This is a genomic window from Sphingorhabdus sp., from assembly GCF_046596595.1.
Taxonomy (GTDB): Bacteria; Pseudomonadota; Alphaproteobacteria; order Sphingomonadales; family Sphingomonadaceae; genus Sphingorhabdus_B.
The window spans coordinates 1-19840 of the sequence record NZ_JBKJMB010000063.1 but is presented as its reverse complement, the minus strand read 5'-3'; the positions used below and the strand labels follow the sequence as shown (position 1 = coordinate 19840).

The following is a 19840-nucleotide window of genomic DNA, read 5'->3' as shown; positions in this document are numbered from 1 at the left end:
ATAATTTACACGATCGCGAAAATGGTGCCCGGAAGAGGACTCGAACCTCCACGCCGTTACCAGCGCCAGCACCTGAAGCTGGTGCGTCTACCAATTCCGCCATCCGGGCACGTGACGCGCAGTTTTTGGCAGCACGTCGGGTAGGCGCGTCCCTTTAAGCAATCGGGGGATATTGTCAACGGCCCTGCCACGCAGCTGGCCGATTACATAAGTAAAGCAAGCAGGGATCGATGCTGCGGTCGTTTCCAGCATGTCGGCCTTGAAAGCTTTCGGGTGGTGGTGCAAAGCGCAGGAGCGATTTTTCGCTTAATGACGGAGCATGTATGCAAGGCAAGTTGGTAACGATTTTTGGCGGCGGCGGTTTTTTGGGCCGGTACGTTGCGCAAACGCTGCTCAGTCAGGGTGCGCGTATTCGTGTCGCGTGCCGCAACGCCAATAATGCCAATCACATTAAACCTCTTGGCAATCTGGGCGATGTGCAATTGATGGAGGCGGATATCCGCAAGCCCGCAAGCGTCGCGCGCGCCGTCAAGGATGCGGACGCCGTCGTCAATCTGGTGGGCAGTTTTGCCGATATGAATGCGGTCCAGAATATCGGCGCTGGTCATGTTGCAAAGGCCGCGGCGGATGCCGGTGTGACAGCATTGGTCCATATTTCGGCGATTGGTGCCGATGCCAGCAGCGATGCACAATATGGCCAGAGCAAAGCCGGCGGCGAGGCCGCAGTGCATGCCGCCTTTCCCGCCGCAGTCATACTGCGACCATCGATCGTATTTGGCCGCGAGGACCAGTTCATAAATCGCTTTGCTGGGCTCATCCGAATGCTGCCCATCGTTCCAGTCATTGGCGCGGCTACCCGGTTTCAGCCAGTCTTTGCAGGCGATGTAGCCAAGGCCGTTGCGGCCGCTTTGGTGCATCAGGATGGGCGCATATTGGAACTTGGCGGGCCAGAGATATTCTCAATGATGGAATTGAACCGCTGGATTGCAAAGGCCATCGGGCGAGAGCCGGTATTTCTTGAGGTTCCGGACATCGCGGCGAAGATGCTTGCAAAGGGCACTGGATGGTTGCCCGGGGCGCCCATCACGGAGGATCAGTATAAAATGCTTGGGCGCGATAATGTTGTAACCGGCACCGATGGGTTGGCGGCTTATGCGATTGTGCCAACGCCCCTCAATGTCATAGCCGACGACTGGCTGGACATTTACCGCAAGCATGGCCGGTTTGGCAGTGCGCCTAAAGAGTCGGGACAAGCGGAATCCAGCCAATGAGCGATTGGATGGTCGCAGTCCTGCTTGGTATCATCGAGGGGCTGACCGAATTTTTGCCGGTATCCTCCACTGGCCATCTTATTCTGGCGGGCGAACTGGTCGGATTTACCGACAAAAGTTCGGTAGCGTTTAAGATCGCGATTCAGCTTGGCGCGATATTGGCGGTCATCCTTGTGTACTGGCAGAGATTTTGGGCGGTCGGTGTTGGGCTTTTGAAAATGGAGGCAGGTCCAGTCGCCTTCACTCGCAACATATTGCTCGGCTTTGCCCCGGCACTTGTCATCGGGGTACTCGCTTATGATGCCATTCGCGCTGCGATGCAGACCCCGCAAATTGTTGCCATCGCTCTGATCGTCGGCGGGTTCATCATTCTAATACTTGAGCGCGTGGTAAAGACTGTACGATTTAATGCGGTGGAGGAAATCCCGCTCGGCACGTCATTGTCGATTGGCCTTGTCCAGTGCACTGCGATGCTCCCGGGCGTCAGCCGATCTGGCGCGACCATCATGGGCGGACTGATGATGGGCGTCGAGCGCAAGACGGCTGCCGAGTTTTCATTCTTTCTGGCAGTGCCGACAATGATGGCGGCGACAGTCTATGCGTTATGGAAAGACAGAGCGCTTTTGAACTCTGACGATATGGGGATGATCGCCATTGGTTTTATCATGGCGTTTCTGGTGGCCGTCGTTGTTGTCAAAGCTTTTGTAGCCGTCGTGGGAAAATATGGATTTGCGCCCTTTGCATATTATCGAATCATTGTTGGCTCGGCGGCATTAATTTGGCTTAGCTTGCGGTAGGGGCCGAAATGGCCATATTAAATTGAAATAAAATTGCGCAGGGTTATTTTATAGCCTCAAATATCGATATATTAGTCAGCAAAGCTTCCCTATATTTGGATTTCTGCGTGACAGCAACGGTTTGCCGCGGTAACCGCACCGTATCTTCAAGGAGCATGCTGTGGCGAAAGATCCAATGCTTAAGTTCGTATCGAAGCCTCAGGCTTATCCGCACAAGCGGGAGGCGGAGCTTCGCGCAGAAGATTTTGCGGAAATCGCGGACCGTTACGCGCCGGTAGCGGCAGCAGACCAGGCATCACGCTGTTCGCAGTGCGGCGTGCCATATTGTTCTGTCCACTGCCCGCTGCATAACCATATTCCCGACTGGCTACGTTTGACCGCCGAAGGCCGTCTGCGCGAGGCATATGAGCTGTCCAACCTGACCAGCACCATGCCCGAAATCTGCGGCCGTATCTGCCCGCAGGATCGCCTGTGCGAAGGTAATTGTGTCATTGAGTTTTCGGGCCATGATGCCGTCACCATCGGCGCGGTCGAGAAATATATCACCGATACCGCGTGGGAGCAGGGCTGGGTCGAACCCGTTGAGGTCGGGCCATCGCGCGGCCAGTCGGTAGGCATTATCGGCGGTGGACCGGGCGGGCTTACAACAGCGGAATATCTGCGTGTCGCTGGATATGATGTGCATGTTTACGACCGCTATGACCGGATGGGCGGCCTGCTGACTTATGGTATCCCCGGCTTCAAGCTTGAAAAAGACGTCGTCATGCGCCGCATCAAGAGACTTGAGGATGCTGGCATCCACTTCCATGCGAATTTCGAGGTTGGCCGCGACGCGACACTTGACGATTTGCGCGCGAAACATGACGCAGTGCTAATCGCGACGGGCGTGTATAAGGCGCGGGCCATATCAACGCCGGGTGTAGGGCTTGACGGCATAGTACCCGCGCTCGATTTTCTCACGGCGTCGAACCGCAAAGGCTTTGGCGATGATGTCCCCGCGTTCGACAGCGGCGCGCTGAATGCGCACGGCAAGGATGTTGTCGTCATCGGCGGCGGCGACACCGCGATGGACTGCGTGCGCACCGCCATTCGTCAGGGCGCTCGGTCCATAAAATGCCTGTACCGCCGCGACCGGGAAAATATGCCGGGATCGCAGCGCGAAGTTGCCAATGCGGAAGAAGAGGGCGTCGAGTTCGTCTGGCTTTCCGGCCCCAAGGGCTTTGATGGCAATGGCAAGATCGAACGCGTGCACGTCGCCAAGATGCGGCTTGCAGCGCCGGATGCCTCTGGCCGCCGCACGCCCGAAAATGATCCGGAGGGTGATTTTACGGTCAACGCCGACATGGTGATTACCGCACTCGGTTTTGAGGCGGAGGACCTGCCCGTGTTGTTCGGGGCAGCCGACCTCAACGTCACCCGCTGGGGCACCATTCGCGTTGACCATAAAACGCAAATGACAAATCTCGATGGCGTATTTGCCATTGGCGATATCGTGCGCGGCGCAAGCCTGGTCGTCTGGGCAATCCGCGACGGACGTGATGTCACGGAGCATATGCACAGTTATCTGAATTCGAAGGCCGGTCGTGAGAGGATTGCAGCATGAAAATATCTTCAGTCGTCCGCCATAGTTTTTTGGCACTCTTGTGCATGGGCGTCGCGACAGGACCCGTCGCCGCGCAAGTCGCAGCACCGGCCACGCCGATCGAAGATGCGCGCGCCATTATCATTGCCGCTAACACCGAAAAAACACTCGATTATATGTTCACACAGTTAGTGCCCGTCATGGAGGCTGGCTTCCTTGGGCAAATTGGCCAGATCGCAGGTGGCGCTGAACTCATAAAGCAAATTGACGCCAAATATCCTGGTGGCCAAGCCGCTTTCGGGAAGCGTTTCGGCGAGTTGATCATGCTGAATTTCAAGGCGGCATATCCGACCATTTTGGATCAGGCCGCGCAGCAATATGTGGCAGAAATCAGCCCGGCCGATCTTGCGAATATTCGTACGTTCATGGAATCGCGTGCGGGACAGGCATTGGCTTCAGCGCAACCAAAAATACAGCAAAAGCTCAGCCTGTCCGGACAGGAAATTGGCCGCAAGGCCGGTGAAAAGGCTGCCGTCGAATTGATGGGCGAAGCTGCGCAATATCTTGGAACAGGTAAATGACCATTTTCTACCCCACCGCCGAACATGAACGCCTTGCCCGTGAAGGCATGTACCATCCGGAGTCCGAAGGCGATGCGTGCGGCGTTGGCCTGATCGCGGCGACCGATGGCAAGCCGTCGCGCCGCGTGGTGGCCGCAGGGATCGAAGCGCTGAAGGCGGTTTGGCATCGCGGTGCGGTGGATGCAGATGGCAAGACTGGCGATGGCGCAGGGCTGCATATCGATTTGCCCGTCCGCTTCTTTGACGACGCAATTTCAGACAGCGGCCACCGGCCGATGCCCAACCGGCTTGCGGTCGGCATGGTCTTCCTGCCGCGCACGGACCTGAGCGCGCAGGAAAACTGCCGCACGATCGTCGAGGCCGAAATCATCGACGCTGGCTACACAATCTATGGATGGCGGCAGGTGCCTGTCGACGTATCGGTTATCGGCACAAAGGCGCAGGCAACGCGGCCAGAGATCGAGCAGATCATGATTGCCGGGCCGATGCCTGACGAAGTTGACGCGACCGAGTTTGAGAAAAATCTCTATCTCGTTCGCCGCCGGATCGAGAAGAAGATTATCGCTGCGCAAATTCGCGACTTCTACATCTGCTCGATGTCGTGCCGGTCGATTGTTTACAAGGGCCTGTTCCTCGCAGAATCGCTTTCCGTGTTCTATCCTGACTTGCAGGACGACCGGTTTGAAAGCCGCGTCGCGATTTTCCACCAGCGTTATTCGACCAACACCTTCCCGCAATGGTGGTTGGCACAGCCCTTCCGCGGCCTTGCGCATAATGGCGAGATCAACACCATTCGCGGCAACCAGAATTGGATGAAAAGCCACGAAATCAAGATGGCGAGCATCGCCTTTGGCGCGCAGTCAGATGATATCAAGCCAGTCATTCCCGCCGGGTCATCCGACACCGCGGCGCTCGACGCCGTGTTCGAAACCCTTGTCCGCTCGGGCAAGGAAGCGCCGACCGCGAAGCTGATGCTGATCCCTGAAGCATGGCAGTCGAACCCGAATCTGCCCGCAAACCACCGCGCGATGTATGAATATATGGCAAGCGTCATGGAGCCGTGGGACGGTCCGGCAGCGCTGGCGATGACCGATGGCCATTGGGCGGTAGCGGGTGTTGACCGCAACGCGCTGCGTCCGCTGCGCTACAGCCGGACGTCGGACAATCTGCTCGTGATTGGCTCGGAAACCGGAATGGTGGTTCTGCCGGAAGCCGTCATATTGGAAAAAGGTCGCCTTGGCCCGGGGCAGATGATTGCCGTCAATCTCGATGAAGGCAAATTGTACCGCGACGGCGAGTTGAAGGACCGCATTTCAGCCGAGCAGGATTATCGCGCACTTGTCGGCGGCTTCCGCCGGATCGACGATTTGCCCGATACCGGCGAGCAAAGCACCGCGGCTTGGTCGCGCGCTGAACTGACAAAGCGCCAGATCGCCGCCGGCATGACGTTGGAAGATGTCGAAATGATCCTTGCGCCGATGATCGAGGATGGCAAGGAAGCCATTGGGTCGATGGGCGACGACACCCCGCTCGCCGTCATCAGCGACAAGCCGCGGCTGATCAGCCAGTTCTTCCGCCAGAATTTCAGCCAGGTTACCAATCCGCCCATCGACAGCTTGCGTGAACGGCATGTGATGAGCCTGAAAACACGCTTTTCCAACCTCGCCAATATATTGGAGGAAAAGAGCCAAAACGCCGATGTTCTGGTTCTGGACAGTCCGGTTTTGACCGCGCGCGACTGGTATAGGCTTAAGGCCGCCTTTGGTTCGCTTGGCGCCGAAATCGACTGCACCTACGACATATCTACAGGACAAGAAGGCTTGCGCGCCGCCATAAAGCGGATCCGCGAAGAGGCCGTTGCCGCAGTGCGGATGGGCAAATCGGAGCTGTTCCTCACCGACGAGAACATCAATGCCGACCGCGTCGGCATAGCGATGATATTGGCGGCAGCCGCGGTGCACACGCATCTGGTGCGCAATGGCCTTCGCAGTTACTCGTCCATCAACGTCCGTTCGGCGGAATGCCTTGATACGCATTATTTTGCCGTGCTCATTGGTGTCGGCGCAACCACAGTGAACGCCTATCTTTCTGAAGCTGCGATTGCAGACCGGCACGCGCGCGGCCTGCTTGGAAGTCTTACGCTGCCCCAAGCCGTCGAGAATTACCGCACGGCCATTAACGAAGGGCTGCTGAAGATCATGTCCAAAATGGGCATCGCGGTCATCTCAAGCTATCGTGGCGGCTATAATTTTGAAGCAGTTGGCCTCTCGCGCGCGCTCGTCAACGACTTCTTCCCCGGCATGCCGAATAAGATTTCGGGCGAAGGCTATCACTCTCTATATGTCAACGCGCGCGACCGGCATGCCGACGCCTTTGACAGCGCGGTTGCAAGGTTACCTGTTGGCGGCTTTTACAAACAGCGCAGCGGCGGCGAGTCGCATGCTTATTCGGCAGGGCTGATGCATTTGTTGCAGAGCGCTGTCGCAAACGACAGTTACTCTACCTACACCCAGTTTGCGCAAGGCGTTAAGGAACTGCCGCCGATTTATCTGCGTGATTTGCTTGAGTTCAACTTCGCCAAAGAGCCTGTCGCGATTGACGAGGTTGAGGCCATCACCGAAATCCGCAAACGCTTTGTCACGCCCGGAATGTCGCTTGGCGCGCTGTCGCCAGAAGCGCACGAAACGCTTGCCATCGCCATGAATCGCATCGGCGCAAAGGCCGTATCTGGCGAGGGCGGCGAGGACAGCAAGCGGTTCAAGCCCTATGAGAATGGCGACAATGCCAACAGCGTCATCAAACAGATTGCCAGCGGCCGTTTCGGCGTGACTGCCGAATATCTTGGTGCCTGCGAGGAAATCGAAATCAAGGTCGCGCAAGGCGCAAAGCCGGGCGAAGGCGGGCAATTGCCCGGTTTCAAGGTCACCGAGATGATTGCGCGGCTGCGGCACTCCACGCCGGGCGTGACGCTGATTTCACCGCCGCCGCATCATGACATCTACTCGATCGAGGATCTCGCGCAGCTGATCTACGATCTCAAGCAGATCAACCCGCGCGCGCGGGTCTGTGTGAAGCTCGTCAGCGCGGCGGGCATCGGCACGATTGCGGCGGGCGTGGCCAAGGCGCATGCCGACGTCATCCTCGTCTCGGGCAATGTCGGCGGCACCGGCGCGAGCCCGCAGACGAGCATCAAATATGCCGGGACGCCGTGGGAAATGGGTCTGTCCGAGGCCAATCAGGTGCTCACGCTCAACGGTCTTCGGCATCGCGTCAAGCTGCGCACCGACGGTGGCCTCAAGACCGGGCGCGATATCGTGATCGCCGCGATCCTTGGCGCTGAGGAATTCGGCATCGGCACGCTGAGCCTGGTTGCCATGGGCTGCATCATGGTGCGGCAATGCCATTCGAACACCTGCCCTGTTGGCGTTTGCGTTCAGGACGAGGCATTGCGCAAGAAGTTCACTGGCACACCTGAAAAGGTCATCAACCTGATGACTTTCATCGCCGAGGAAGTGCGCGAGATACTGGCCAAGCTTGGCTATCGCAGCCTTGACGAAGTTATCGGGCGCACCGAACTGCTTCGGCAGGTCAGCCGCGGAGCGGAGCATCTCGATGATCTTGATCTCAATCCCATCCTCGCCAAGGTCGATGCGCCCGACAGTGCACGCCGCTTCAGTATTCCGACATTCCGGAACGAAGTGCCCGAAAGCCTGGATGCGCAAATGATCCATGATGGCAGGCCGGTGTTTGAACGGCGCGAGAAGATGCAGCTGACTTATAATGTCCGCAATACGCATCGCGCCGTAGGAACGCGGCTCAGTTCCGAAATCACACGGCTTTACGGCATGAAGGGCCTTTCCGAAGGGCATGTCCATGTCCGTTTACGCGGCTCCGCCGGGCAATCGCTTGGGGCGTTTTTGTGCCAAGGCATTACGTTGGAAGTCTTTGGCGACGCCAACGACTATGTCGGCAAGGGCTTGTCAGGCGGAACGATCATTGTCCGGCCAACGGTCAGCAGTCCTCTTGTGAGCCACCAAAACAGCATCATCGGCAACACCGTTTTATATGGCGCAACGTCGGGCCGTTTGTTCGCGGCAGGGCAAGCGGGCGAACGCTTTGCAGTTCGCAACTCCGGCGCGCATGTGGTGGTCGAAGGTTGCGGCTCAAACGGGCTTGAATATATGACCAACGGCATGGCAGTTATCCTGGGTAAGGTCGGCAGCAATTTCGGTGCAGGCATGACCGGCGGAATGGCGTTTGTGCTCGATGCGGAACGTGACTTCGCCGCAATGGCCAACCCCGAAAGCATCGTCTGGCAAAGGCTGGAAAGCACATATTGGGAAGAGCAGCTCAAGGCGCTTGTTACCGCGCATGCCGATGCCACCGACAGCGCATGGTCAAAATCAATCATTGAGGATTGGGATCGCAGGCGCGGCGAGTTCTGGCAGATTTGCCCGAAGGAAATGCTGTCTCGCCTTAATCAACCGTTGTCGGACCATGCAGCATTGGAAGCCGCTGAGTGAAAGCAGCGCTCCAGTCATTGCGTCAACTGACCCGATAAAAAGCGTTCAGCTTAGACTCATGCTGTGCGGCGTAAACCCCAGCATTATCAGTTGACGGTTTCATGCAAGGATGAATCATGCGTGTTAATATCATACTTCTAGCCCTTCCTATCGCAGCCATGGCTGCGCCATTGGCCGCGCAGGACGTGACTTACGTGCCGGGTGCCGGGGCGCAGGGATATGCAAGTGCCGACGACGACTCGCAAGGTGAAGCCTATGACGATGAAGCTTATGCCAGTGATGATGCGCAGGCAGGGATGGGCGAGATCGCCGGTCGGCTTTCCGACCCTGTTGTGCAAAATGGTATAGCGATCATGGTCGAGCGCGTATCGGGTGCGGTTTTGAACATGCCGATTGGCGGTATCACCGACGCGATTGAAACCGCGCGGCCCGGAACGGTCGAGAGACGACTGCGCCGCGATGCCACGATTGGTGATCTTGCAGGACGCGACGCCGATTATCTGCCCCAAGAATTGGGTGGTCAGACACGCGAAGTTGTTGGCATGATGGGCGGCGTTGCCCGGGCGATGGCCAATATGATGCCAGCGTTCGAAAATCTCAGCCGCGATATGGAAGACCAGATCCGCGTGGCCAAAGAAGAGGCCCGGCGCGCGCGCAATCGGTAAAGGCAAGCGCAACCCGAAAGTTGCCAAGGCGCATATTGATGGCGTAATGCCTGAATATGTTAGGCCGCGAACCCCAGACACCGCCCGGATCGATTACCGAATCAGAGGCTGAGACCCGGCTCACTGCCGACCGTTTTGACATCCTCGCGTTGATTGCAAAAGCTGACCACCGGCGCGAAGACGGCGACCGCCGCGCGGCCAATGCTTATTATAACGCAGCAGTTCGGACCGCCGCCGCGCGCCCGCCATCCGACCCTCTTGTTATCGAGCAGGTCGAACGCGCATCGCGTGCCGTAACATGGCTGGCCGATGTGTTCCGGAATCACTTGCTGGATTCACTGAGCAATAAGGGATTCGGCAGAGACCAGCAGCATCCCCGCTTCGCGCAATCGCTCGACATGATGTTTGGCGACGTACCGCGCCCTCCCGAATATCGGCAGTTTCCGCAGAAGCCTATGGCGCATTATTATCCGGACATGCCGCATCTTGAGTTTGCGGATACAAGCCAATTCGACTGGGTTCCGCAGTTGGAAGAAAATTTTCCTGCACTGCAGGATGAAGCGTTGAAGCTTTTGAAAAGCCATGACGGGTTCCAGCCATATATGCAGGCCGCTGCCGGCCGGCCGCAGCAGGACCATCACGGACTGCTTGAAAATTCGGACTGGAGCACCTTGCATCTCTGGCAGAATGGCGCGCCGGTGGAGGAGCATATCCGCCGCTGCCCCGAAATCTATCGCGCGGTGATGGACAATGTGCCCTTGTGCTTCATTGGCCCGCGCGCGCCGTCGGTCATGTTGTCATTGTTACGCCCGGGTGCAAAAATTCCGCCGCATTCGGGCATGCTGAACAGCAGGCTGATCTGTCACCTCCCGCTCATCGTCCCGCCCTACTGCGGCTTTAGGGTCGGTGCGACCACAATCCAGTGGGAGGAAGGCAAAATCATCGCCTTTGACGACAGTGTCGAGCATGAGGCGTGGAATAATAGCGCCTTTGACCGGCTCGTGTTGATATTCGACATTTGGCGGCCTGAATTGACAATACGCGAACGCGATCAAATCACCGCGATGTTCGAAGTCGTCGACAGCTACTGCTAACCAAAAAGCCACTGGCCAAGCAGGCGGTTGAATGGAAAGGTGAAGAAGCCGGCGATCAGCAGTGCGCCGAGCACCATGCCGCGCACAGCGCTTTTGTGGCGGGCAACATCATGGGTCCGCGCGCTCCAGAATATTAGCGCGCATTGGATCAACGTCCACACCGACAGAAGATGAATGATGCTGAAACTTCCGCGGTTTGCGAGACGAATATCAAAGCTGACGATGGCGGTGATAAGCATCGCCGACACCCACACATACCCCAATTGTCGATGCCATTTGTCGCCGCGCTTGCGCAGCAACATCACTGGCGTGAGAACAAGCGCTGTCGCAATCGTCGCGATGTGAAACCACAACGCCAGCGGCAGTTGTGGCCAGTCCTTTTGGCCGCGCAACAACGCAATACATAAGGCCACAAACAACAGCGCCGCGCCAGCGGACAGGAGCCGGTCGAAGCCGTCCGGCACTAGCTGTGCGGGCGTAATGCGTTCCTTTGGTTTGCCAAACAGACTGGCCAATTGCTCTCTCCCCTGCTTTAGTCCGCAGAGCCATATTTCATGGAAGGGCCCTTATGCGCAAATATTTACTCGCTGGATCGCTATTTGTACTTTCGGCCCCAGCATACGCCGATGCCAACAAAGACGTCGCGGAACTGGTCGATGAAGTCTGGGCGTTCGTGCTCAAGGAACAGCCGGTTTATGCGAGCGCGCTCGGCGTCAACGACTATGGCAATGAACTTGGCGATTATACGCTGGCCGCGCTCGACCGCAGGGCAGCCCAAGCCAGTAAATTCCTCTCCCGTCTCGATGCTATTCCTTCGGGCGACCTTGATGCTGCATCGAAGGTTGAGGCAGGCATATTGCGGCAGTCGCTGTATTCCACAATCGAGGGCAACCGGTTCGGCCAGCGCGCAATTAACTTCACGACCTATTCCAGCTGGCATCAGCAAATCGCAAGCATGCCGCGAAATCTGCCGTTTAAAACCAAAGCCGACTTTGAAAGCTATAATGCGCGGCTCGCACAATATGCGCGCGTGAACGACGAAAACATCGCGGTCGCGAATGTCGCGATCAAGGGCAAGTTTACCCAACCGTGCGAGACGCTTACCGGTTTTGAAGGCACCATCACTGGCCTGATCGCCCCTGACGTACGCCAGTCGCGTTTTTACGGGCCTTATGCTGGAAAACGGCCTGACAACGTGTCGGAAGCTGATTTTGCAGAATTGGCGGCGCGTGCCCAAGCGACCATCCGCAACGTCATCCACCCGGCGCTGAGCAAGCAGCTGGCCTGGTATACGGCAAGCTACGAGCCAGCCTGCGCCAAAGCGCCCGGTGTCTCGGCGCAGCCCGGCGGCGACAAATATTACGCATTCCGGATCCGTGAAGAAACCACGACCAATTTGACGGCGGAACAGATCCATCAAATTGGCCTCAGCGAAGTCGCCCGTATTCGCGCCGAAATGGCCGATATCGCAACAAAGGCTGGCTATCCAAGCCGCGAAGCCTTCATCGCGCATTTGAGGACCGACCCGCAATATTATGCCAAGACGCCCGAAGAGCTGATGGAGAAGGTCGCGCGGGTGACCAAGATTATTGATGGCAAGATGCCGAGTCTGTTTGGCCGCCTGCCCCGCCTGCCATATGGTATCAAGGAAATTCCGGCGGAGACTGCCGAAGGCACGACGACGGCTTATTATAATCCGGGGTCGCCCGAAATCGGCATTTCAGGGACCTATTTCGTCAACACATCGAAGCTTGACCAACGGCCCTATTGGGAAATCCCCGCGCTGTCGGTCCATGAAGCGGTGCCGGGGCACCATCACCAGATTGCGTTGCAGCAGCAATTGCCCTTGTCGGACTTCCGCAAATATGGCGTGTCCTTTACCGCGTTTACCGAAGGCTGGGGGCTGTATTCCGAACGGCTTGGCATCGAAATGGGTCTATATGATACGCCCGCCAAGGATATGGGCCGATTGTCCTATGAGATGTGGCGCGCGTGCCGGCTTGTGGTCGACACCGGCATTCATGCCAAAGGTTGGAGCAAGCAGCAGGCGATCGCCTTCATGACCGACAACAGCGCCTTGTCCGCCGCGAACATTGAGGCTGAGGTAAACCGCTATATCAGCTGGCCCGCCCAAGCTTTGGCCTATAAATTGGGTGAGCTTAAAATCCGTGAGTTGCGGGCGATGGCTACCAAAGAGCTTGGCCCCAAATTCGATCTGGCCGCATTTCACGACGCCGTTTTAGGTCAGGGGTCAGTGCCGCTGGACGTGCTTGAGCAACAAATCAAGGACTGGGTCGCAAGCGAAAAGGCGTAAAGCTAGCTCTGCTTATTTGGGCTCGGGGAGCGGCTCGGCATCAGCGCCCGCCGCTTCCTTGGCTTCAAGCTCGGCTTGCAATTTTGCTTCACGCTCGGCGCGGCCCTTTTCAAATTCCTGCACGCGTTGTTCAACTTCGGCGGCTTCGGCATCAATGCCCGCCATGCGCTTGGACCGTTCGGCGGCGATCAGGCGGCCAAAGGTAATGCCGGGGTCTTGCGCCTTTTCGGCATAAGCCTTGTTGATCGCGGCCAGACCGCAACCCGTAAATCCGCCAGCGCCCGAGGGCGAGCAGCTCATCGTGCCACTTGCGGCAACATATTCGTAGGACTTGATCCGTTCGGACATCGCCTGATTACGGGGATCATTCGGGTCGCCGCGTAACGATGACGGGATGCGAAAACGGTCGGCCTCACCCATCCGTGCGCAGACAACGATTTCATCGCCAGTGCTTTCAGGGCATTTGTCGTCGCCATAAATAATCAGCTGGTTGATTTTTTCATCGCCCGGTTGGGCCGCAGGCATATCTTGAGCAGGTGCCTGTGCCGACAGCATCAGGCCAAGGCAGGCAATTGAAATTTTGGCCATTGCATTCACGGGAATATCTCCAACTTTATAGCCTTGAGCTTGAACCGCGCAGGCTGAATGCGCGATGAAGCTTAAATATGTTTCGACACCGCGATGGCCGTGCGACATCCCATCCGCACCAGCGCGCTCATCACTGGATAGCCAAACGCGCGTTCGGCGCCTTGCTCCAATGCGGTTGCCTTATGCTCCAGCTCATCGGCCTGAAAATCTGCGATCATCGCTGCCAATTCGGGGTCGCTGTCCCCGATCTCGGCCAATTGTTCGCCATAATGGCGGTCGATTTCAGTTTCGACAGCCACGGTGCAGGCCATCGCTGCCTCCGGACCTACCAAAGCGGATACCGCACCAAGCGCAAAACCGGCGGCATTCCAGATCGGGTGCAATGCGGTTGGCCGGACGCCGCGCTCCGCCATCATCTTGTCGAAGGCATTGAGGTGGCGTTCTTCCTGCTCGGCCATATGCGCAATGCTGCGCGCGGCTGGCGTGCGATCACCCATGACCGCAAGCTGGCCAGCGTAGATACGTTTTGCACCGAATTCACCCGCCTGGTTGACGCGGATCATGCGTTCGATTGCTCGTTTCCGCTGTTCTGCGGTTATCAAAGTGTCTTTTTGCGCCATATCATCGCCAAGATGAGCATTGCGCCGCCGAACGACAAGAGGAAATTGTACCCGGCAAGCGAAATACCGAACAAAGTCCATGGGGCAACGTCGCAGCGCACCAAGGGCGCGTTCATGATCGACTTTAACAAATCGTCGCCACTGCCCGAAATCGTCGCGGTGCAGGCGGTGAGGCCTTTCCACCAGCCATATTCAACGCCCGCATGAAACCCGCCAATGCCGCCGCTTGTTGCAATCGCCAATGCAGCCAATGCAACCAAGGTCTTGCGATAGGCGGCGTTGTTGACGCCAAAGGCAACAAGCGCGATGGCAACCGCAGCAAAATGCGGATACCGCTGCCACCAGCACATCTCGCATGGGTAGAGTCCGCCGACATATTGCGACACATAAGCGCCCGCCAGCATTGCAGCGGGCAGCAGCAGCGCCAACCAATGGGCCTTGTCAATTTTCGAAGTCATATATGCGGCGTTACCAGTCTTTATTGTCATCCTGAATTCAATGCAGGGTCTTACTTGGACAATATGGAAAAAGTAAGATGCTGAAACAAGTTCAGCATGACCCAGTGGTGGACCGCGAAAGGCCAATCTTCTCTATGTCGTCATCCTGAACTTGTTTCAGGATAACGAGCAGCGGTGGTTTGCTATCCTGAAACAAGTTCAGGATGCCGATCAGTGTGACAGACTACCGCCCAACTCAATTCTGCGCTTTGCCCTTCAATGGCTTTTCGGCGAGCTTCATGGTGCGGGGTCCAAGGCGTTGCAGCGTTTCCATCGCGTAATATAGCTGGAAATCCTCAATGCCCTTTGCCTTCAACTGCTCGGCAGTCATGGCGAAGCGGGGATCGTCGGTGATATCCGATTCCAGATCCTTTGTGTCGTCTTTCAGCTCATTGACCAAGTGCCGGCGCAAATCGGATTCGCGGATCGACACGCGTTTTTTGTAATCGGGGTCGGACAATTGGGGCACGCGGATGTCTGGCTTAATGCCGCCTTCCTGCACCGACCGGCCAGATGGCAGATGGTAACGCGCCACGGTCAAACGAAGGCCGGTATCGCGGGTCAGCGGAAGGACATTTTGTACCGACCCCTTGCCAAAGCTGCGTTCGCCCATCACGAGCCCGCGATGATGATCCTGAAGCGCCCCTGCCACGATTTCGGATGCGGAAGCGGAGCCCGCGTCAACCAATACGATGATTGGCGCGCCACCGGTAACGTCACCCGGAACAGCACGCTCAGCCCACCATCTCTCGATGTTGCGCTTGTCGCGGCCGCGCTCGGAAACGATCTCGCCGCTCGTCAAAAACGCATCGGAAACGGCCACCGCTTCATCCAAAATGCCACCGGGGTTGGACCGCAGATCAACGATATATCCAAGCGGATTGCCGCCAAGTGATTTCTTGATGCCAGCAACCGCGGCGACCACATCAGCGCCGGTCTGTTCGGAAAAGCCGGTTACCGAAATAACGCCGATGCGGTCTTTAACCTCCCATTGAACTGGTTTCAGGTCAATGATGGCGCGAGTCAAAGTCACGTCAAACGGCGCGTCGCGGCCGGGACGAAAGATCGATAGCTTGATTGATGTACCCGGTGGGCCGCGCATCGCGTCGACCGCTTCGTCGAGCGTTCCACCAATGATCAGCTTGCCATCCAAATGGGTAATGAAGTCGCCCGACTTAATCCCGGCCTTGTCCGCAGGCGTATCTTTGGTCGGCGCGATGACCTTCACCGCTTCATCCTCAAGCGTAACCGAGAGGCCAAGGCCGCCATATTCGCCGTCAATTTGCGTTTGCAGCGAACTGAAATCGGACTTGTCGAGGAACCCGCTATGTGGGTCGAGGCTCGCGAGCATCCCCTGAATGGCGCCTTCCATCAATTGTTTGTCGTCCACCTTGTCGACATAGCTTGATTTGACCTTGCGGTAGACAGCAAGAAATTCGTCGAGATCCTCAATCTGCTGCGCCTGCAATTGCTGTTGCTGCATATTCTGCGCAACAAGCACTGTGCCGGGCACGGCAAGCGCCACCATGATGGCGAGGGTGGAAGGCAGCAAACGGTTCTTCATAGACCAATTCCAGTTCATCAGATCTTCTTAGCTATATCTCGCCTGAACCTCAGGTGAAAGCAAGTTTACCATGAACAGGGATTTGCCCTCGACCAAGGGAAGCAGATCAGCCCAAAAGCGCAGATATGTCCATTCCACGGCCATTTTTGCGCAGTTCGACCCCGATATCTGGCGAATCTTTTCCGGCGCGGCCAAGCAAGCCACCTCGGTCTACCTTCTGCCCCTTCGTCACCTGAACCGAATCGAGATGAGTGAGCAAGCTGTTCCAGCCACTGCCATGTTCGATAATCACAATCTGCCCATAGCTGCGGTAGCGGCCAGAAAAGGACACTGTTCCCGCTGCCGGGGCGACCACTCGCGTGGACGGGCCAACCGCCAACCGCAGGCCACGCTCGCGATAACCCGTAGCGGTCAGTTCGCTAAAACCGGTGACCAGCTTGCCAGCAACGGGCAACATATAGACATTGTCGATGACAGTTTTTCGTCCACCGCGACCGGGACGCACAACGGGACCATCGAGCGCCGCCAGCTCGGAAGCTTTTGCTGCGCTCAACCGCTGATTATCAATACGGCCGACAATATCGCGTGCCTGTTCGCCTTGGGCAATAGCCCGTTCAAAGGCGATCGCTGCGTTGGCGGACAGGACGCCATTCACGCCCTGCGCCGCGCCTTCCAGTTGCGCCAATGCGGCTTGGCGCGTTTTCAGCCTGTTGCGCGCATCACGCAGCATTTTAAGCGCCGTCAATTCCTGCGCCTGCAACTCGCTCTGCACGGCAATCTGCTGCCGCAGCGCGCTTGTTTGCTGCATGATATATGGCTGCACCGTCGCCATAACGGCGCGCAAATGGATATAATCCTTGCGCTGCCCAGGCTGCATCATCAGCAAATATGTGGGTTTGCCTGCCATTTGCTGAAGCGCTGCATTCAGCCGCAGCACAGGCGCGCTTTGCGTATTCAGCTGAAGCTGCTGTGCATTTTGGCTGCGCGAAATAATGCCAACGCTAATCGTCGCTGCGTCAATCTGCGCCTCTGCTGCATCGACTTCAGCCGACAGCACAGCGCGCCGTGCAATGAAACGATCGGCGGTGCTTTCTGCATTGCTCGCCTCCTGCCGAAGCAATTCGCTGCGCTGTTGGGCAGCATGCACCCGTGCTTGCGCATTGCGCAAAGCATTTTGTTGCGGGTCGCGGGTGGCATTTTCCTGCGCCATCAACCCGCCTGCGATGGCGAGTGGTGCAATTATCAACGTCGCGAGGGTGAAGCCGAACCGCATGGCTTATCCTTCACGATGATAAGGGTGGTTGGCAATGATAGAAGTTGCGCGGAACAATTGTTCGGCCAGCATCGCACGCGCCATCAAATGCGGCCAGGTGGCTTTGCCGAAGGCAATAAGCTTGTCTGCGTCGGCGCGTGCAGCGTCGTCAAAGCCGTCGGCCGCGCCAATCAGGAAGCGCACCTCGCGCACGCCATCGTCGCGCCAGCGCTCCAGCAGGCGCGCCAGCTCGACCGAACTGAGCTGTTCGCCCTTTTCGTCCATGATGATGGTTTTGTGCGGGCTGTCGGAGGCAGGCAGATCCCCACCCCGATCAGGCAATTCGCTGTGCCGCGTTGGCCAGTTGATCCGTTTCAGATAGCGATCGACCAGCTCGGATTCGGGTGAGCGGCCAATCTTGCCGCGCGCGATGATGTGCAAACGCATTGCCATCGGCGCGTTAATGCTGGCTTATTGCGCCGCGACTTCGGGCGCGTCGCCAAATGCCCACATGCGTTCCAGATTGTAGAAGCTGCGCACTTCCGGACGGAACAGATGCACGATCACGTCTTCAGCGTCGATCAGCACCCAGTCAGCCGAAGGAAGACCTTCGATACGGGCATGACGTCCGGCCTTCTTGATACGCTCGGCAAGCTTTTGCGCCATCGACGCCACCTGGCGCGACGAGCGGCCCGAAGCGACGACCATATGGTCCGCAATGTTGCTTTTGCCTTCAAGCGGGATGGTGACCACCTCTTGCGCCTGATCATCATCGAGCGATTGGAGAATCAACGCATGCAAAGCGTCGGGGGTCAAAGTGGGTTCCTTAGCCTTTGCGGCGGCAATGCCAGCGGCAGGAACGGAAACAGAATCGATCAAGATGGCTCCTTAAAGCACAATATTTCGGGTAACGCCGTCACGCGTTCCAAGTTCCTTATATCGGTGAAACCAATATGGGTCAGCGCGCCGAAGAGCGGTGGCCGAACGCGGATCTGGACGAAAGCGCAAAAAGACAAGCGCTGGCGTACTCCATGTAGTCCAGTGATGATGCTGGTCCGGACGCCGGACAAACCGTCTCAACCAGGCCATTGCGGGACCCGCAACAGCGCGCCCGTTATAGCCGGGTCTTGCGATAACTGCAATCGGCATCAATCGGGCGATCTTTCGCCACTGCCGCCAGTGGTGAAATTGCAACAGATTGTCCGCCCCCATGATCCAGATGAACCGCGTCTTGGGGTAACGCGCGACCAGTTTCGCGAGTGTTTCAGCGGTGTACACGGTGCCGAGCGCCTGTTCGATCGCCGTGACTTTGATGGGCGTGCGGCGCGCTTGTGCCTTGGCCGATGCCATGCGGGCGGGCAATGGCGCCATGTCCGATTTGGGTTTCAGCGGATTGCCCGGCGACACCATCCACCAAAATTCATCGAGGCCGAGCGAATCCATTGCAAACAGGCTGATCGCGCGATGCCCGCCATGCGCCGGGTTGAACGATCCCCCCATCAGCCCGACTGTTTTCAAGGCCGGACCTGTCCCTGGCCACGGACAAGCCATTTATAGGTCGTCAGTCCCTCAAGTGCGACGGGCCCGCGCGCATGCAGGCGCCCCGTGGCGATTCCGATTTCAGCGCCAAGGCCGAATTCACCGCCATCGGCAAATTGGGTGGAGGTGTTGTGCATGACAATGGCGCTGTCGACCTCGGCTAGGAAACGCGCAGCCGCCACTTCATCCTGCGTGATGATCGCATCGGTATGGTGCGATCCGTGGCGGGCAATATGCGCCATGGCATCATCGAGCCCGGACACAACACGCGCCGAAATGACCGAATCGAGATATTCGGTGTTCCAGTCGTCATCGTCAGCCGACACCGTGCGCGCATCGAGTTCCATCAGCATATCGTCGGCCCGCACTTCGCACCCGGCATCGATCAGCGCCGCGATCAATGCGGCGGGCGCTGGATAATCCTGATCGATCAAAAGCGTTTCGGTTGATCCGCACACGCCGGTGCGCCGCATCTTGGCGTTGACGACCAGCGCCTGCGCCATGTCCGGGTCGGCATCCTTGTGGACATAGCTGTGACAGATGCCGTCAAGATGCGCGAGGACCGGCACCCGCGCCTCATCCTGCACCCGCGCCACCAGCGACTTGCCGCCGCGCGGGATGATCATGTCGATTGCCCCTTGTGCGCGCAGCATCGCGCCCACCATCTCGCGGTCCTGCGTCGGGACCAGTTGAATAATATCGGCCGGCAGGCCAGCCGCAACAACCCCGCGCAGCATCGCGGCATGAATGGCATGGTTGCTGTGCACCGCCTCGCTTCCGCCGCGCAATATGACGGCATTACCCGACCGAAGGCCAAGTGCTGCAGCATCGGCAGTCACGTTGGGCCGGCTTTCGTAAATGATGCCCAGCACGCCCACCGGAACGCGGATCCGCTCCATCAATAGTCCGTTGGGACGGGCGCGGCTGTCGATGATCCGGTTGGCCAGATCATT

General features: G+C 57.7%; 18 protein-coding genes and 1 tRNA gene. 8 read left to right on the top strand and 11 right to left on the bottom strand.

Annotation, left to right across the window (positions count from 1 at the left end; genetic code table 11):
- Nucleotides 1–22: 22 nt before the first annotated feature.
- Nucleotides 23–109 (bottom strand) — tRNA-Leu (locus tag ACLL9E_RS06490).
- Between the two features lie 214 nt (nt 110–323).
- Between ACLL9E_RS06490 and ACLL9E_RS06485 the strand changes: the two genes are divergently transcribed.
- From ACLL9E_RS06485 to ACLL9E_RS06455, 7 genes are all read left to right on the top strand, one after another.
- Nucleotides 324–1271, top strand: a complete 948-nt coding sequence (locus ACLL9E_RS06485) for a complex I NDUFA9 subunit family protein (RefSeq protein WP_411290926.1) — start codon at nt 324–326, stop codon at nt 1269–1271.
- A complete protein-coding gene (locus ACLL9E_RS06480) occupies nt 1268–2068 on the top strand; it encodes an undecaprenyl-diphosphate phosphatase (protein ID WP_411290925.1) in 801 nt (266 codons plus the stop codon). Before ACLL9E_RS06485 ends, ACLL9E_RS06480 begins: the two co-directional genes overlap by 4 nt.
- A gap of 160 nt (nt 2069–2228) precedes the next feature.
- Nucleotides 2229–3671 (top strand): NAD(P)-dependent oxidoreductase, encoded by a 1443-nt coding sequence (locus ACLL9E_RS06475; protein ID WP_411290924.1) that lies wholly within the window; start codon nt 2229–2231, stop codon nt 3669–3671.
- Nucleotides 3668–4231 (top strand): DUF2059 domain-containing protein, encoded by a 564-nt coding sequence (locus ACLL9E_RS06470; RefSeq protein WP_411290923.1) that lies wholly within the window; start codon nt 3668–3670, stop codon nt 4229–4231. The genes ACLL9E_RS06475 and ACLL9E_RS06470 overlap by 4 nt, the downstream gene beginning before the upstream one ends.
- A complete protein-coding gene (gene gltB, locus ACLL9E_RS06465; protein ID WP_411290922.1) occupies nt 4228–8754 on the top strand; it encodes a glutamate synthase large subunit in 4527 nt (1508 codons plus the stop codon). Before ACLL9E_RS06470 ends, gltB begins: the two co-directional genes overlap by 4 nt.
- Nucleotides 8755–8870: 116 nt before the next feature.
- Nucleotides 8871–9419 (top strand): hypothetical protein, encoded by a 549-nt coding sequence (locus ACLL9E_RS06460; RefSeq protein ID WP_411290921.1) that lies wholly within the window; start codon nt 8871–8873, stop codon nt 9417–9419.
- A 56-nt stretch (nt 9420–9475) separates the two neighbouring features.
- The gene (locus tag ACLL9E_RS06455) at nt 9476–10513 is read left to right on the top strand and encodes an aspartyl/asparaginyl beta-hydroxylase domain-containing protein (RefSeq protein ID WP_411290920.1); all 1038 of its coding nucleotides are present in this window, start codon (nt 9476–9478) and stop codon (nt 10511–10513) included.
- Here the strand turns inward: ACLL9E_RS06455 and ACLL9E_RS06450 are convergent.
- A complete protein-coding gene (locus ACLL9E_RS06450) occupies nt 10510–11028 on the bottom strand; it encodes a DUF2306 domain-containing protein (RefSeq protein ID WP_411290919.1) in 519 nt (172 codons plus the stop codon). The genes ACLL9E_RS06455 and ACLL9E_RS06450 overlap by 4 nt on opposite strands.
- A 53-nt stretch (nt 11029–11081) precedes the next feature.
- On the opposite strand from ACLL9E_RS06450, the gene ACLL9E_RS06445 reads away from it, so the two are divergent.
- Nucleotides 11082–12827: a DUF885 domain-containing protein gene (locus ACLL9E_RS06445; RefSeq protein WP_411290918.1), complete on the top strand. Its 1746-nt coding sequence runs from the start codon at nt 11082–11084 to the stop codon at nt 12825–12827.
- Nucleotides 12828–12839: 12 nt separating this feature from the next.
- Here the strand turns inward: ACLL9E_RS06445 and ACLL9E_RS06440 are convergent, their stop codons facing one another.
- The 9 genes from ACLL9E_RS06440 to ACLL9E_RS06400 all read right to left on the bottom strand — a co-directional run.
- On the bottom strand, nt 12840–13523 hold the full coding sequence (locus tag ACLL9E_RS06440) for a hypothetical protein (protein WP_411290917.1): 684 nt from the start codon (nt 13521–13523) through the stop codon (nt 12840–12842).
- A complete protein-coding gene (locus ACLL9E_RS06435) occupies nt 13487–14035 on the bottom strand; it encodes a demethoxyubiquinone hydroxylase family protein (RefSeq protein WP_411290916.1) in 549 nt (182 codons plus the stop codon). Before ACLL9E_RS06435 ends, ACLL9E_RS06440 begins: the two co-directional genes overlap by 37 nt.
- Nucleotides 14014–14493: a disulfide bond formation protein B gene (locus ACLL9E_RS06430; protein ID WP_411290915.1), complete on the bottom strand. Its 480-nt coding sequence runs from the start codon at nt 14491–14493 to the stop codon at nt 14014–14016. The genes ACLL9E_RS06435 and ACLL9E_RS06430 overlap by 22 nt, the downstream gene beginning before the upstream one ends.
- A 235-nt stretch (nt 14494–14728) precedes the next feature.
- Nucleotides 14729–16096 carry a S41 family peptidase gene (locus ACLL9E_RS06425; protein WP_411290914.1) on the bottom strand — a complete coding sequence of 456 codons (1368 nt, stop codon included), beginning with the start codon at nt 16094–16096 and terminating at the stop codon, nt 14729–14731.
- A gap of 106 nt (nt 16097–16202) precedes the next feature.
- Complete coding sequence (locus tag ACLL9E_RS06420; RefSeq protein ID WP_411290913.1) at nt 16203–17369, bottom strand: murein hydrolase activator EnvC family protein; 1167 nt, start codon at nt 17367–17369, stop codon at nt 16203–16205.
- A gap of 3 nt (nt 17370–17372) precedes the next feature.
- A complete protein-coding gene (locus ACLL9E_RS06415; RefSeq protein ID WP_411290912.1) occupies nt 17373–17795 on the bottom strand; it encodes a 23S rRNA (pseudouridine(1915)-N(3))-methyltransferase RlmH in 423 nt (140 codons plus the stop codon).
- 24 nt (nt 17796–17819) lie between these two features.
- On the bottom strand, nt 17820–18194 hold the full coding sequence (gene rsfS, locus ACLL9E_RS06410) for a ribosome silencing factor (protein WP_411290963.1): 375 nt from the start codon (nt 18192–18194) through the stop codon (nt 17820–17822).
- Nucleotides 18195–18236: 42 nt separating this feature from the next.
- Nucleotides 18237–18866, bottom strand: a complete 630-nt coding sequence (locus ACLL9E_RS06405) for a nicotinate-nucleotide adenylyltransferase (RefSeq protein ID WP_411290911.1) — start codon at nt 18864–18866, stop codon at nt 18237–18239.
- The coding region (locus ACLL9E_RS06400; protein WP_411290910.1) for a glutamate-5-semialdehyde dehydrogenase at nt 18863–19840 on the bottom strand (978 nt) is incomplete at its 5' end. The genes ACLL9E_RS06400 and ACLL9E_RS06405, both read right to left, overlap by 4 nt.

Bases quoted from the DNA above. Each gene is read 5' to 3' on its own strand.
- ACLL9E_RS06415 (WP_411290912.1), bottom strand. From the start codon at position 17,795: ATGCGTTTGCACATCATCGCGCGCGGCAAGATTGGCCGCTCACCCGAA.
- ACLL9E_RS06485 (WP_411290926.1), top strand. From the start codon at position 324: ATGCAAGGCAAGTTGGTAACGATTTTTGGCGGCGGCGGTTTTTTGGGC.
- ACLL9E_RS06420 (WP_411290913.1), bottom strand. From the start codon at position 17,369: ATGCGGTTCGGCTTCACCCTCGCGACGTTGATAATTGCACCACTCGCC.
- ACLL9E_RS06470 (WP_411290923.1), top strand. From the start codon at position 3,668: ATGAAAATATCTTCAGTCGTCCGCCATAGTTTTTTGGCACTCTTGTGC.
- ACLL9E_RS06460 (WP_411290921.1), top strand. From the start codon at position 8,871: ATGCGTGTTAATATCATACTTCTAGCCCTTCCTATCGCAGCCATGGCT.
- ACLL9E_RS06445 (WP_411290918.1), top strand. From the start codon at position 11,082: ATGCGCAAATATTTACTCGCTGGATCGCTATTTGTACTTTCGGCCCCA.
- ACLL9E_RS06480 (WP_411290925.1), top strand. From the start codon at position 1,268: ATGAGCGATTGGATGGTCGCAGTCCTGCTTGGTATCATCGAGGGGCTG.
- ACLL9E_RS06425 (WP_411290914.1), bottom strand. From the start codon at position 16,096: ATGAAGAACCGTTTGCTGCCTTCCACCCTCGCCATCATGGTGGCGCTT.
- ACLL9E_RS06440 (WP_411290917.1), bottom strand. From the start codon at position 13,523: ATGTCGCACGGCCATCGCGGTGTCGAAACATATTTAAGCTTCATCGCG.
- ACLL9E_RS06430 (WP_411290915.1), bottom strand. From the start codon at position 14,493: ATGACTTCGAAAATTGACAAGGCCCATTGGTTGGCGCTGCTGCTGCCC.
- ACLL9E_RS06455 (WP_411290920.1), top strand. From the start codon at position 9,476: ATGTTAGGCCGCGAACCCCAGACACCGCCCGGATCGATTACCGAATCA.
- gltB (WP_411290922.1), top strand. From the start codon at position 4,228: ATGACCATTTTCTACCCCACCGCCGAACATGAACGCCTTGCCCGTGAA.
- ACLL9E_RS06435 (WP_411290916.1), bottom strand. From the start codon at position 14,035: ATGGCGCAAAAAGACACTTTGATAACCGCAGAACAGCGGAAACGAGCA.